At 31.6% G+C, this 14,677-nt stretch carries 13 protein-coding genes; 9 read left to right on the forward strand and 4 right to left on the reverse strand.

Annotation, left to right across the window (positions count from 1 at the left end; translation table 11 throughout):
* Window positions 1-26 precede the first annotated feature (26 nt).
* Both LQ611_RS03855 and LQ611_RS03860 read right to left on the reverse strand, forming a co-directional pair.
* A complete protein-coding gene (locus LQ611_RS03855; RefSeq protein WP_164961626.1) occupies window positions 27-170 on the reverse strand; it encodes a hypothetical protein in 144 nt (47 codons plus the stop codon).
* 503 nt (window positions 171-673) lie between these two features.
* Complete coding sequence (locus LQ611_RS03860) at window positions 674-2,596, reverse strand: ABC-F family ATP-binding cassette domain-containing protein (protein WP_103361777.1); 1,923 nt, start codon at window positions 2,594-2,596, stop codon at window positions 674-676.
* Between the two features lie 162 nt (window positions 2,597-2,758).
* Here LQ611_RS03860 and LQ611_RS03865 point away from each other — a divergent pair, with 162 nt between their 5' ends.
* The 8 genes from LQ611_RS03865 to LQ611_RS03900 all read left to right on the forward strand — a co-directional run bounded on the left by LQ611_RS03865 (window position 2,759) and on the right by LQ611_RS03900 (window position 9,866).
* Window positions 2,759-3,391 (forward strand): redox-sensing transcriptional repressor Rex, encoded by a 633-nt coding sequence (locus tag LQ611_RS03865; protein WP_025905057.1) that lies wholly within the window; start codon window positions 2,759-2,761, stop codon window positions 3,389-3,391.
* Between the two features lie 11 nt (window positions 3,392-3,402).
* Window positions 3,403-3,627, forward strand: coding sequence for a twin-arginine translocase TatA/TatE family subunit (locus LQ611_RS03870; RefSeq protein ID WP_048540593.1), 225 nt, complete (start codon window positions 3,403-3,405; stop codon window positions 3,625-3,627).
* A 74-nt stretch (window positions 3,628-3,701) separates the two neighbouring features.
* Window positions 3,702-4,481 carry a twin-arginine translocase subunit TatC gene (gene tatC / locus LQ611_RS03875; RefSeq protein WP_103361776.1) on the forward strand — a complete coding sequence of 260 codons (780 nt, stop codon included), beginning with the start codon at window positions 3,702-3,704 and terminating at the stop codon, window positions 4,479-4,481.
* 125 nt (window positions 4,482-4,606) lie between these two features.
* Window positions 4,607-5,674 (forward strand): YeeE/YedE family protein, encoded by a 1,068-nt coding sequence (locus LQ611_RS03880; protein ID WP_103360809.1) that lies wholly within the window; start codon window positions 4,607-4,609, stop codon window positions 5,672-5,674.
* 18 nt (window positions 5,675-5,692) lie between these two features.
* Window positions 5,693-5,917, forward strand: a complete 225-nt coding sequence (locus LQ611_RS03885; protein ID WP_025905061.1) for a sulfurtransferase TusA family protein — start codon at window positions 5,693-5,695, stop codon at window positions 5,915-5,917.
* Window positions 5,918-6,043: 126 nt separating this feature from the next.
* Window positions 6,044-6,997, forward strand: coding sequence for a LacI family DNA-binding transcriptional regulator (locus tag LQ611_RS03890; protein WP_103360810.1), 954 nt, complete (start codon window positions 6,044-6,046; stop codon window positions 6,995-6,997).
* A 67-nt stretch (window positions 6,998-7,064) separates the two neighbouring features.
* Entirely contained in the window at window positions 7,065-8,546 is a 1,482-nt protein-coding gene (locus LQ611_RS03895; protein ID WP_107590631.1) for a glycoside hydrolase family 32 protein, read from the forward strand.
* Between the two features lie 189 nt (window positions 8,547-8,735).
* The gene (locus LQ611_RS03900) at window positions 8,736-9,866 is read left to right on the forward strand and encodes an SdrH family protein (protein WP_239709355.1); all 1,131 of its coding nucleotides are present in this window, start codon (window positions 8,736-8,738) and stop codon (window positions 9,864-9,866) included.
* Between the two features lie 464 nt (window positions 9,867-10,330).
* Here the strand turns inward: LQ611_RS03900 and LQ611_RS03905 are convergent, their stop codons facing one another.
* Window positions 10,331-12,031 (reverse strand): M3 family oligoendopeptidase, encoded by a 1,701-nt coding sequence (locus tag LQ611_RS03905; RefSeq protein WP_151359286.1) that lies wholly within the window; start codon window positions 12,029-12,031, stop codon window positions 10,331-10,333.
* Between the two features lie 113 nt (window positions 12,032-12,144).
* Between LQ611_RS03905 and LQ611_RS03910 the strand changes: the two genes are divergently transcribed.
* A complete protein-coding gene (locus LQ611_RS03910; RefSeq protein WP_239709357.1) occupies window positions 12,145-13,581 on the forward strand; it encodes a phosphate--AMP phosphotransferase in 1,437 nt (478 codons plus the stop codon).
* Window positions 13,582-13,733: 152 nt separating this feature from the next.
* Here the strand turns inward: LQ611_RS03910 and mroQ are convergent, their stop codons facing one another.
* Entirely contained in the window at window positions 13,734-14,504 is a 771-nt protein-coding gene (gene mroQ / locus LQ611_RS03915; RefSeq protein ID WP_025905067.1) for an intramembrane glutamic endopeptidase MroQ, read from the reverse strand.
* Window positions 14,505-14,677: the final 173 nt, after the last annotated feature.

Here is a 14,677-nt window from a genome sequence, read left to right on the forward strand (position 1 = left end):
CGTTCAAAAATTTTGAACGTCCTTTTTTATTTGCGTGCGTATTTGCCTTCACTATTCGTATAGTCAGTATAATCTTTTATACGTTGATCATATTCTTCTTTAGTTATAATTTTATGTTTCAATAGTTCCTTAGCTTTCGTTGTATAATTTTCAATGTTAGATTGTTTCATAAATCATCATCCCTTCTGAAGCATACACAAGACCAATTAATCAATGAAATTTAACTCTAAGCACATCATTAACTTCAAAATTAAAGTAGAATTTATAACTAAAGTCTATAAACAAGAAAATTGGTTACATAAATTATAAGTCTTAATTGATATTAAATCTAGCCTAATTGATAAATATATTAATATTTTAGTCATTTCAACATTTAGAATTTAAAATATTTACAAAAAATACATGAAGGTCACCTATTCATCATAAAGTCAATACAGAACATTTGTACTTGTGCACAAGTTAACCACATTTTGTGGATAACATTAGTATAAGTTTTTAAATATTTGTGGATAAAATAGTTGATTCAGATCGATATTTTACATTTTACTTGTGGATAACTAGGATAACTTTGTGGATTACTTGAAAAATAAGACTTTTTGATGTGTATAAAGATGTGCTTAATTATTTCAGAAAAAAACGACTGAGGTGTAAAATTTACCTCAGTCGTTTTTCGTTAATTTAACTTACTTTCAAGTTCTTCCCATTTTTCCATATTTTCTTCGAGCAAACGTTCTGCTTCAACTCGTAAGTTATTGATTTCATTACTTTTTTCAATATCATTAAATATCTCTGGTAACGTAAGTTGATGTTCATAGTCAGAGATTTGTTCTTCATATGTTGAAATATTATTTTCGATTTCTTCTAACTGTCTTTCGAGTTTACGCTTTTCTTTTTTTAGTTGTTTTTGATTTGCGTAATATTGATCGTCTTTAGGCGTTTCAGTAGATTGGATGTCTTCTTGTTCATAACGACTAATAGCCTCACGTTGTTCTAGCTTTTCTAAATAATATTGGTAATCTCCTCTAAATAATTCATTTCCACTTTGTGTGATGTGGAAAATATTATTTGCTAGTTCGTTAATAAAATAACGGTCATGAGATACAAAGAGTAATGTACCTTCAAAATTTTGCAAAGCTTGTTCCAGCATTTCTTTAGAATCGATATCTAAGTGGTTGGTAGGTTCATCTAGAATGAGTACATTGTTTTTTTCTAACATGAGCAAAGCGAGTTGAAGTCTGGCTTTTTCTCCACCTGATAAATCATTGATGACTTTTTTTACTTCTTCTTGAGTAAATAAAAATCTACCTAAAATCGTTCTAATATCTTTCTCAGGCATATGTGCATACTGATTCCAAACATAGTCTAAGATTGTCATATTAGAAGTGAATTCTGCTTGTTTTTGGTCGTAATAACCGATTTGAATATTGGAACCATAAACAATATTACCACCTAAAGCAGGTATTTTTTGAGCAATTGTTTTGATTAACGTAGATTTACCAATACCATTTGGACCAATTATCGCAATACGATCATGTCGTTTAACTTCTAAGTTGATAGGTGGTGTAATGCTTTTAGAATAACCAATATCTAAATTTTGAACTTTAAGTACATCTTCACCTGTAGCTCTGTTTATTTCGAAATTTATTTGTGCACTTTTAGCATCAAGTCTCGGCTTTTCGATTCTTTCCATTCTTTCTAATACTTTACGACGACTTTTTGCCATGCCACTTGTCGAAGCACGTGTAATATTTTTTTCGACAAATGTTTCTAATTTTTTAATTTCACTTTGTTGTCTTTCGTATTCAGCCATGACTTTTTCGTAATGTGCATCTCGTTCTTTTAAGAATTTACTATAATTACCGACATACTTTTTAACAGAACCTAAAGCGACATCATATACTTGATTGACTATTTTATCTAAAAAGTATCTGTCATGACTGATAATAACGATCGCGCCTTTAAAATGTGTTAAATAATTCTCTAGCCATTCAGTTGTTTCCATATCTAAATGGTTCGTAGGTTCATCGAGTAATAGTAAATCAGGTTCACTTAATAACATTTGAGCCATAGATAATCTTGTTTTTTGGCCACCACTAAAGGATTGAATTTGTCTATCAAAGTCAGATTCTTTAAAATCTAAACCTGTTAAAACGGTTTTAATTTTGCTTTCGTAATTATAGCCATCCATTAATTCATATTGATTAGATAACGCTTCGTATTGTGACAATTTTTCTTTATATATATCTTGGTCATATTCATCAGCATGAATACTTAACCAATCTGTTAAAGTTTTCATTTTATCTTCAATATTGATAACGTCTTTAAATGGTTTTTTCATTTCATTCATAACACTGTCATTAGAATCTAATGTCATTTGTTGAGTAAGGTAACCCATCGTAACTTGTTTACCTTTAGAAATATTTCCTTCATCATACGATTCGACACCAGCGATGATTTTCATTAATGTTGTTTTTCCCGCGCCATTTCTTCCGACAATAGCGATTCTTTCACCGGTTTTTACTTCGAAATCTACATCAGAAAAGATAACTTCTCCATCATAAGATTTCTCTAATTTATTTATTTGTAAAAGTATCATGTTTACACCTCTCTATTAGTTATTATTTTACATGAAAACGAGTGATAATTGTATGTAAATCACATACAATATTTATATAGTTATTTTACGTGAAGTTTGTTATAATTAAGCCATTAGATGTGAACGCAATCACATTATTTTATATTGGAAAAGGTGAGGATTTTGGCAAAGAATGATGTGAAGATCCCTAAAGCAACTTTGAAACGTTTGCCTCTTTATTATAGATTTGTTAGCACATTGCATAATTCTGGCGTAGATCGTGTTTCATCGAAAGAATTAAGTGAAGGACTTAAAATTGATTCAGCTACTATTCGTCGAGATTTTTCGTATTTTGGTGAATTAGGTAAAAAGGGTTATGGTTACAATATTAGTTATTTACTTAAATTTTTTAGAACAACGCTTGAACAAGATGATATGACTAAAGTCGCAATCGTTGGTGTTGGTAATTTAGGTACTGCACTTGTGAATTATAACTTTACTGTTAATGATAGAATGCAAATTGTAGCTGCTTTTGATCAATCAGAAGATATCATTGGTAGTATGGTTGGTAAATTAACTGTGGATAGTATGGATGATTTTGAAAAGGTAGTTGAAGAAGTAGGTATACAAGTTGTAATATTAACAGTACCACAACAAGCAGCTCAAAAAGTTGCGGATCGTATAACATCTTCGGGTATTACTGGTATTTTGAATTTTACACCTCAAAGAATTAATGTGCCTGAGAAAGTGCAGGTTCATCATATAGATTTAGGAATTGAATTACAATCTTTAATCTTCTTTATGAAGAATCAATAGGAGGGTATCAAATGGAAGCTTTAATGTTTATTAACACACTTGGTATTTCAGGACCAGTCAGTTTATTATTTATAGGGGTAGTTGCATTAATCATATTTGGACCAAAGAAATTACCACAATTCGGTAGAGCAATGGGTTCAACTTTGAAAGAATTTAAAGATGCGACTGATGGCATGACAAACTTTGATGAGAAGAAAAGCACTCCAGAAGATAGCAAAGATAAAGAAGTTAAATAGAATTTTATTTAACAGATGTTCCCATGTATGTGGCGGGTTTCCTGCCACATCTTTTTTAGATTGGAGGTAAGACGGTGGATAAAGACAATTTAACATTTGTCGAACACTTAGAAGAACTTCGTGGACGTATTATGATCATTGCATATTTCCTTGTTGGTGGTCTCATCGTTGGTTTTTTCGTAGCTAAACCCGTTATTTTTTATATAACAAATGATGATTTCACACAAACATTAGAACTCAATGCATTTAGAATAACGGATCCATTAACGATATACATAACAATGATAATTGTGATTGCATTTATCATAGTATCGCCTGTTATTTTATACGAATTATGGGCATTTATATCTCCAGGTTTACATCCTAAAGAACAAAAAGTGACATTAAGTTACATACCATTTAGTTTGATTTTATTTGTAGGTGGTTTATTATTCTCATACTTTGTTATTTTTCCGTATTTAATTTCGTTCACAATGGGATTAGCTGATGATATGGGGATTAAGCAAACTATCGGGATTAAAGAGTACTTTAGTGAAATGTTTAAATTTACAATACCATTCGGATTTGTCTTTCAATTACCAATTTTATTACTATTTTTAACGAGATTAGGTATCGTTACACCGATGTTTTTAAAGAAAAATAGAAAATATGCATATTTTATTTTACTTGTTGTGGCTGCGTTAATCGCACCACCTGACTTTATGACACATATGTTGTTTACTTTACCGATGATTTTACTTTATGAAATCAGCATAATTATTTCAAAAATCGGCTATAAAAAATATTTAAAAGCAGAACAAAAATTAATGGAAGAAGAACTTGGGATGGATGAAGAAGATAAAGAGCAGCTGTAGCTTAATGCTATGGCTGTTTTTTTATTGAATTGTCTGATATTTGTAATCAAATGTTAACTTGAATATGTGTTGTATATGATATATTATTATTCCTATCATTGTAATAGGAATAAGGAGTTGTTTATATGGTTTGGATGATTATAAGTGGACTTATAGTCGGAATATTACTTGGCTTTGTTATGCAAAGAACACGTTTTTGTTTAACAGGCGGGTTTAGAGATATGTATGTACAGAAAAATAATAAAATGTTTTATGCTTTATTAATAGCGATCTCTATTCAAAGTATTGGATTATTTACACTAGTAGGATTAGGCGTATTTAAGTTAGAAGCTGCAACATTTCCATTAGTAGGTACGATATTTGGATCATTTGTATTTGGTATCGGAATTATCTTAGCTGGTGGATGTGCGACTGGGACTTGGTACAGAGCAGGCGAAGGATTAATTGGAAGCTGGATAGCCTTAGTATTATATGGTGTAACAGCAGCAATTATGAAATCTGGACCATTAAACCCTGTTCAAGAAAAAATTAATTCATATAGTGTCGTTAACTCTAATATGGCAGAAACACTTAATGTACCTGTATGGGTATTGATTGCAATTTTAGTGATTGTTACAGTTTATTTTGTGACAAAGACACTAAAAAAACCAAAAGTAGCAATTCCTCAATTAAAACAAAAATATACAGGCATTCGTCATATCTTATTTGAAAAAAGATATCACCCATTTGCAGCTGCTATTGCAGTAGGGATAATAGCTTTAATTGCTTGGCCAATGAGTGCTTCAACAGGAAGAATTGCTGGCCTTGGTATTACAACACCTTCAGCAAATATCGTGCAATACTTAGTTACAGGTGATGCTTCATTAATAAACTGGGGCGTATTTTTAGTACTTGGTATATTTATCGGTTCATATATTGCTGCAAAAGGTTCAAGAGAATTCAAATGGAGAATGCCAGATACTAAGACAATAAGAAACAGTGTTATCGGTGGTGCTTGTATGGGTGTTGGTGCATCATTAGCAGGCGGATGTTCAATCGGTAATGGTTTAGTTTCAACTGCAGCAATGAGTTGGCAAGGTTGGGTTGCTTTACCATCAATGATCGTTGGTGCATGGTTTATGAGTTATTTCATCTTTGTTAAACCTAGAAAAGCAAGACAAACAAAAGCACAAGTAAGTACACAAAGTATTTAATAAAAGGAGTTAATATATATGGTACATGAATTAGGTACAGTAGGAATGGTATGTCCGTTCCCTTTAATAGAAGCGCAAAATAAAATGGATGAATTACAAGTAGGCGAACAATTGAAAATTGATTTTGATTGCACGCAAGCGACAGAAGCACTTCCAAATTGGGCAGCAGAGAATGGCTATCCCGTTACAAATTATGAACAACTTGGAGATGCTTCATGGACAATAACGGTTGAAAAACAATAAATTACATTTAACCTAGAAACAAAGCCAAATGTCTTTGTTTCTAGGTTTTTTTGTTTAAAACTGTATTTTATTTATAAAGAATTGGAAACGGTTTTATGATAGAATAAATGACTGAGAGGTGTATACATGAAGACGATTAAAGATATTGCTAATATGGCAGGTGTTTCTAAAAGTACAGTTTCTAGATATTTAAATGGCGGCTCCATTAGTAAAAGTACAAAAGAAAAAATACATAAAGTAGTAGAAGAAACAGGATATAAACCGAATCAATTTGCACAAAGTTTAAAGGCTAAGAGAACAGGTCTGATCGGTGCAATTGTACCTAGGCTAGATTCCTATGCAACGACTGAAACGTTAAAAGGTATAGAAACAACTTTACTGAAACAAAATGTTCAAACAATGATTGTGAATACAGATTTATCAAAAGATAGAGAAATTGATTCTATTTATATGTTAGCTAAGCGTAAAGTGGATGGCATTATTTTGATGGCAACGAACATTTCTGAAGAACATATGAAAGCAATTGAGTCAGTTGAATGCCCAATTGTTATTGTTGGTCAATCGCATGAATCACTTTTATCGATTGTTCACGATGATTTCCAAGCAGGTAATCAAGTTGCAGAATGGTTATTGAAACATCAAAAGCACAATATTACATATATCGGTGTTTCTGAACATGACATTGCAGTTGGTAAGACGAGAAAAGAAGGCCTGTTTGTCCCACTAAAGGAACAAGGCATCGAACCAACATTTATTGAAAGTAGTTTCAGTATTAAAGATGCACAAATATTGGGTAATGATATTGAGTTGAGAGAAGACGAAGTTATTGTCGCAGCTACGGATAATATAGCTTTAGGTATATACCACACACTTTTAAAAAGAGAAGTTGATATGCCAACAATTATTGGATTTGGTGGAAATAAGATGACAGAAATTGTGGCACCTCATATTGGGACAGTAAAGTTTAACTATTATTTAGCAGGTGAGACAGCAGTTCATGTATTAAATAAAAGTATAAATAACGAAACGGTAGAAAAATTAAATATTATTGAAACACAATTTGAATGGTTAAAAAATTAAGCCTTTCAAGTATGCTAAAATATATATATTATGGAACCCGTCTAAATCGGATGTAAGGAGAATGATAATGGTAAATTGGACACGAGAAGAAAGATATAAAAAATTATCAGACATATCTGATGAAGCATACAATGAATTAATAGATAAAGTAAATGCGTCAAAATGGCGTCAAACTTTTCATATTCAACCAAAAACAGGATTGTTAAATGATCCAAATGGATTGGTTTATCATAATGGTGTTTATCATATATTTCATCAATGGTTTCCGCTTGGTGCAGTACATGGTTTGAAGTATTGGTATCATTATACAAGCAAAGATTTATTAGAATTTAAAGATGAGGGAATCGCTTTAGTGCCTGATACAGAATATGATAGTCACGGTGTATATTCGGGTAGTGCTTTTGATTATAATGGCAAGTTATATTTAATGTATACGGGAAATGTACGTAATGAAAATTGGGATCGTAAATCTGTCCAAATGATTGCTGAACAATTAGAAGATGGTACTTTTAAAAAGTTTGATCAACCAGCTATTCCAAACAAGCCAGAAGGATATACTGAACATTTTAGAGACCCTAAAGTATGGTTTGAGAATGAAAAATACTATGCAATATTTGGTATTCAAAGAGAGAATGAAACAGGTACGGCTGTTATATATGAATCTGAAAATATTCAAGATTGGAACTTTAAAGGCGAAATTGAAACACGACTGCAAAACTTCGGTTATATGTGGGAATGTCCAGATTTATTTAAGTTAAATGATAAAGATGTATTTATCTTTTCACCTCAAGGTATTGAAGCGGAAAATAACCAATTCGAGAACATCTATCAATCTGGTTATTTAATTGGTGATTTTGATATTGATACGTTGAAGTTTGAGCACCAAGAATTTCTTGAATTAGATCAAGGCTTTGACTTTTATGCCCCACAAACATTCTTAGATGAACATGGTGACAGAATTTTAATTGGTTGGATGGGTCTTCCTGAAATAGATTATGCTACAGATGAAGAAGGTTGGGCACATTGTTTAACGATTCCAAGAGTACTCACAATTGAAGATGATAAACTGAAACAAAGACCTATAAAAGCACTTGAAAAATTAAGAACAAATAAAGAAACTGCTGAAGGTTATGCTAATAAACATTCAGTTAAACTCCACCCATATGAAGGTAAACAATTTGAATTAATGATTGAGATACTAGAGAATGAAGCTAGCGAAATATACTTTGATTTAAGAGTTTCTAAAAAATGTTCAACGCAAATTATTTATAATACACGTTCTAAACAACTTACTTTAGATCGATTTGAAAGTGGTATTGTAAGTGAAGCGGTTGAGAAGACAACTCGTACAACAACTTTAGATAATGACTTAAAAGAGTTGAGAATTTATAGCGATACATCTAGTTTAGAAATTTTCGTTAACGATGGTGAAAAAGTATTAACAACGAGAATATTCCCTGATGAAGATGCTGTTAATTTCAGAACTTCTACAGAGTCTGGTCAAGTTTACTTGAAGTTTACGAAATATGACTTACAACTAAATAACTAAACGAATAAAAAACACTTGTTGTTCTGATACAGCAAGTGTTTATTTTAATATCAGTAAATTGTAAGAAATATGAATAAGTTATTACAAAATATTAATTCTGTGTAACATATGGCGTACAAGCATAGAAAACAAAGAAACATTCCTTTATACTTTAACTATTAATTAATGTAGAGGAGGGGAAGAATTTTTATGAAGATATTTAAAAATGCTATGATTTCAACATTACTATTATCTTCTATGGCATTTGGAGTAGCACACGGGAATAATACAGATGCAATAGAAAGCAATGAATCTAGTACAAAAGATACTTCTCCGAACACAACTCAAGAACAATCGAATCAAAATATAGAAGCACAGCAATCCAATAAAACTGATTCAAATAGCAAACAAAATAGTAAAACTGAGGAAACAACTACTGAACCGAAGTCAGAAGAAAATTCAAGCACTGAGGAACAGTCATCAGAAGAACCTACTAGAGATAAAAAGTCTGAACAAAAATCAGATGAACAGCCTAGTAAAGAAGAACCAACAACAGAAGAACCAAGTACAGAGCCGAAATCAGATCAGAAACCAAGTACAGAAGAACCGAAGACTGATGAAAAGCCTAGTATAGAGGAGCCAACAACAGAAGAACCAAGCACGGAAGAACCAAAAACAGATGATAAACCAACTTCAGAGGAACCAACAACAGAAGAGCCAAAGACAGATGATAAACCAACTTCAGAGGAACCATCAACAGAAGAGCCAAGTACTGAACCAAAATCTGGCGAAAAACCGAGCACTGAAGAACCTTCAAGTAATGATAACAATCATCAAGTACCACCACCGAACCAATCCAATAGTGGGAAACCATCTTCTGAAGAACCTAAAACTAATGAACCAAATTCAAATAGCAATAATGATCAAAATGTAAATCAATATAAACCAACAATGCCAGCATATCCTAATACAAATGAAGTAGGGGATGGATATTACAATCCGCAATACACTGATGAAAAAGCGCCTAAATTTATACCTGGCCATTCAGAAGCATATTATAGTAAATTGGATGAAGATGTACTAGCGCTCGTAACAAGTAAAGTTGGTAGTAGACCTGATTTAGCACAACCAAAATTTAAAAAGACTAATAAAACGACAGAAACAACTTCAGTAGATGATGATACTAAAACAGAGACAACTCAAACTACAACAGAAAGTTTTGAAACAACTTCTGACGACAAAGGTGTTTCTAAACCATTCATCATTGGTATTTCAATCGCAATCGTACTAGTATTAGGAGTCATCATATTATTCATAATGCGAAGATTTTCAAAATCATAAATAAAATAAAAGTGAGTCTGGGACAGAAATGTTCTAGACTCTTTTTCATATTTTTAGAAATTGGGAGGCTGAATATTGCAAGTGAGGCGTGATAAGCAATGTTGGAGGACCTTGTATTTATCAAGACTGGACAAACAAGATAAATAAGCGCCTTGTATTTATCAAGACTGCCCAAACAAGATAAATAGGAGCTCTGTATTTATCAAGACTGGTGAAACAAGATAGATAGACGCTATCTATGTTGCAAGACATACCAAACAAGCAACATAGAACTCCTGTATGTTGCAAGACTCCCTAAACAAGCAACATAGAACTCCTGTATGTTGCAAGACCCACCAAACAAGCAACATAGAACCTCACACTAATATTGATTTTTCCAAATAAAAGAGACTGGTATATAATGTAATGTCTCAGTCTCTTCTAGTATCTTGGGAGTAAACTTCTGTCTCGCACCAACTTTTTTATTAAAATTTACTTTGATCAATATTCTGTGTTGCTTTGTATAATGTTTCTATAATGGATTTTACAGTACCTTCTTCAAATGGAGATTGTAACTGAACAGATGCCATAATATCAATAAATGATTGTGAACCGCCAATTTGACATATTTTCAAGTAATCAGACCATGCTTGTTCTGGATCAGCTTCTTGTTTAATGAAAAATTGCATTGCACAAATTGTCGCTAATGTATAATCAATATAATAAAATGGTGATGCAAAAATATGACCTTGTCTATGCCAGAATGCACCATTTTCAAGATGTTGAATATTGTCATAGTCTACACTTGGGAAGTATTTATTTTCTAAATCTGACCAAGCTTTTCTACGTTCTTCTGAAGATATGTCTGGGTTCTCATAAACAAAGTGTTGGAATTCATCCACTGCTACACCGTACGGTAAGAATTTAATATTGTCTTCTAAGTGTGCTAGTTTAAATTTATCCGTATCTTTTTTGAAAAATAATGGCATCCATGGATAAGTTAAATATTCCATGCTCATTGAATGAATTTCACATGCCTCTGAAGTAGGGAAGTAATATTCGGGTACAGAATACTTCAAGCTTTCATATACTTGGAAAGCATGTCCGGCTTCATGGGTCATAACTTCAATATCACCTTGTGTGCCATTAAAGTTGGCAAAGATGAATGGTGATTTAAAATCATTAATGATTGTACAATATCCACCACTTTCTTTTCCTTTTTTAGCTTCTAAATCAAATAATTGTTTATCAATCATAAAATCTATAAAATGACCAGTTTCTTTAGAACGTTCATGGTACATTTTTTTAGCATTTTTCACGATTTCTTCTGTAGATATTTGTGGTTTAGGCGATCCAGTTTTAAAAGTGAAATTATTATCGTAAGCTTTTAAACTGTCAACGCCAATACGTTTCGCATGCTGAGATTTGATGTCTTCAGTAATAGGTACGACATGTTCTTTAACTTGCTCTCTAAAAATTTTTACATCATTTGCGTCGTAACCAATTCTTTGCATTCTATCATAGCCTAGTTGAACAAAGTTCTCGTATCCTAATTTTAGAGCTATTTCATGTCTTGTTTTTACAAGATCATCATAAATACGATCTAAATCCTCTAGATGATCTGCAAAAAACTGTTCTCTAGCTTTAAAAGCATCTTTTCTAATTTCTCTATCTTCGTTGATTAAGTACTTACTGAATTGTGATAAGTTCAAATGTTCACCGTTATAGTCAATATCTGCTGAAGCAATTAATTTATCATATTCGCTTACTAATTTATTTTCTTTAACAAGTAAGTCATTAATAGAAGGATTATATGTATTGAGAGCAACTTCTGCTAAAGAAAATAGTTGTTGTCCAAAATGCGCAATTAAATCATTTTTAAATTTAGATTTTAATAAAGATTGATAGAATAAATGGTCTAAATATTGTATTTTAGGCATTGTTTCATCAAAGAAATCTCTTTCTTTATTATAATATTCATCATTTGTATCGATAGATGCTCTTATGTAAGCTAAGTTATAATGCGTATCAGTATGGTTTCTAATTTTATTAATTTCATTAATCGCCTCAATTGCTTGATCGACCGTTTCTGCATTATCGAATTCATTTAATAATGATTTGGTTTGCTTTTCTTTTTCTTCAATATTGATTTGTTCATATTGATAATCTTTAAAAGTTAACGTCATGTTAAAACCTCCCTTAATAAATTTATTATAACATTTCTTTGTTGTAATTTTATTGAAAATTGCGGAAATAAAGGTAAAAGCATATAATATGAAATGAAAAGAGGTGTATATAAATGACTAAAAATAATGAACAATTATCTTTAGAAGTAGCAGCATTAACGAGGAAGACAAAAGAACTTGGAATTCCTATCATAATTGTATTTGAAGGTGTTCCCGCATCAGGTAAGACGAGACTATCAAATGAACTTCTTTTAACACTTGATGCTAAATACACACACTTTGTACCGATGAAATCACCTTCAGAAGACGATCTAAGATATCAATTTTTACAGAAGTATTGGAACAGTTTACCTTCAAAAGGGGATATCAATATTTATTTTAGAAGTTGGTATACATATTATATAGAATATCAAGCAAACAAAATAAAGCATTCTATATACAACAAATATCATGCGTTACGCAGACAAATCCAAGACTTTGAATCGATGGTCCAAGATGATGGCTATGAAATTATTAAGTTTTATATTGAGATTAGTGATAAAAAGAGAAAAGAACATTTAAAAGAAATGAAAGAAAATCCATTAACAAGTTGGAAAGCACAAGAATATGAAAGTGCTATTAATGATGATGTATATCATAAAGAAATGCATAAAATACTGAAAGCATCGCCTGATGAATGGGAAATCATTGATTATACGGAGAGAGAAGAAGCTATCAATTTGATGTATAAACATATCATCAATCGTTTGAACAAAGCGATTAAACTACATAAAAAGAAAGACAAAGTAATTGATGGCGATTTTACAGAAGATTTTAAAACAGACCTATTTGATCAATCTATAGATAAAGTAAATAAAAAGACATATAAATCTCTTATAGGTGACTTGCAAGATAGACTGAAAGAATTGCAATTTGCATTATACGAAAGAAAAATTCCGTTAATATTAGTATACGAAGGCATGGATGCAGCCGGTAAAGGTGGCAATATTAAAAGAGTTAGAGAAAAATTAGATCCAACCGGTTATGAAGTAAATGCAATAAGTGCGCCAACAGACGTTGAGTTGAATCATCATTACTTATGGAGATTTGCTAAAGATATGCCAAGAAGCGGCCACATTGAAATATTCGATAGAAGTTGGTACGGAAGAGTATTAGTCGAAAGAGTAGAAGGATTTGCTACTAAAAAAGAATGGAAACGTGCCTATGAAGAAATCAATCAATTTGAGAAAATGTGGACAGACGAAGGTGCAATTATTCTAAAATTCTTCTTAACTTTAGATAAAGATGAACAATTAAGAAGATTTAAAGAACGAGAAGAAACACCAGAAAAACAATGGAAAATCACAGACGAAGATTGGCGAAATAGAGAAAAATGGGATCAATATATCGAAGCAAGTCATGATATGATTAAATTCACAAACACAGATCATGCACCATGGCTTGTCGTACCGGCTGACAATAAAAAATCAGCTAGAATCGAAGTTATCAAATACATTATTAAAAAATGTGAAGAAGTATTATGGGCGTCAAACAATATTAGAGTATGTTAGGGACAGAATTCTGAGAAATGTCCATAAGATGGGGCATATCTAATTGTCAGAATTTGAAATAATGGAAGTTAGCCACCCTCCAAATACAAAAAAATAAGCATATCACTTAAGACTGAGTTCTTCAGTTCGGTGATATGCTTATTTATTTACACTTAGCTATACATGCTCAAGATTGTATGATATATCAGTTGTGAAATTTGAGATTGTTTCTCTAATTGTTCGTTTACTTGATCTTTAAATACAATTTGTCCTAAAACAACTATTCCGTTCATTCCCATATGTGCAACCATTGGTACGATGATACGTTTCGTTAATACATAAAGTCCGCTAAATACAGTTCCCATTACAACATATATTAATGTATGTTCTGGATCTGAATGTGCTAATGAGAAGATAAAAGAACTGACTAATACTGCAACGATAAAGCTTAACCACTTAGGTGCTTTAATCATATTGTATATCTCTCCGAAAATTAATTTACGGAATATTAATTCTTCTAATATTGGACCTGCTAATACGATATAAACGATTAATATATGTGATTGTTGTGCAATCTTCATGAGATTTTGAGTATTGCCACTTTCTACTGGTTGATTAAATATATATGTATTAATCAAAGCGGCGATGATTTGTCCAAGCATGGCCATTATAATACCTGCAACACACCAGAAAATCACGTATACCCATGGTTCTTTCTTCTGTTGTTCTAATCGAGTTGGATTTTTAATATTTGAGTTCATATACCATAATAATAAAACAGTAATGATAGCTGTTGTTGCCATCCAAGTTAAGCTGATTTCTAACCTTGTGACTTTAGATAATCCTGAATCAGCGTATAAACTATTTGGAATAATTGCGATTGTTTGTACAACGCCAAATAGTAATAGGGTAGCAATATTAACAGTTAATCGATTAAATTGCATTTTCAATTCCTCCAAAAATAAACATGTAAACATTGTACCTTATTTAGCAGAAAAAGAGAAAAATTTAAGTTATATTGCTTGTAATTTTGACCAAATTTGATTATTATAAAAATGTAGTTAGCACTTAAGTATAAAGAGTGCTAACATTATTAGCGCCAAGGAGGATTTTATAA

It is taken from the genome of Mammaliicoccus sp. L-M44, assembly GCF_022386355.1.
GTDB classification, from domain to species: Bacteria; Bacillota; Bacilli; order Staphylococcales; family Staphylococcaceae; genus Mammaliicoccus; species Mammaliicoccus sciuri_A.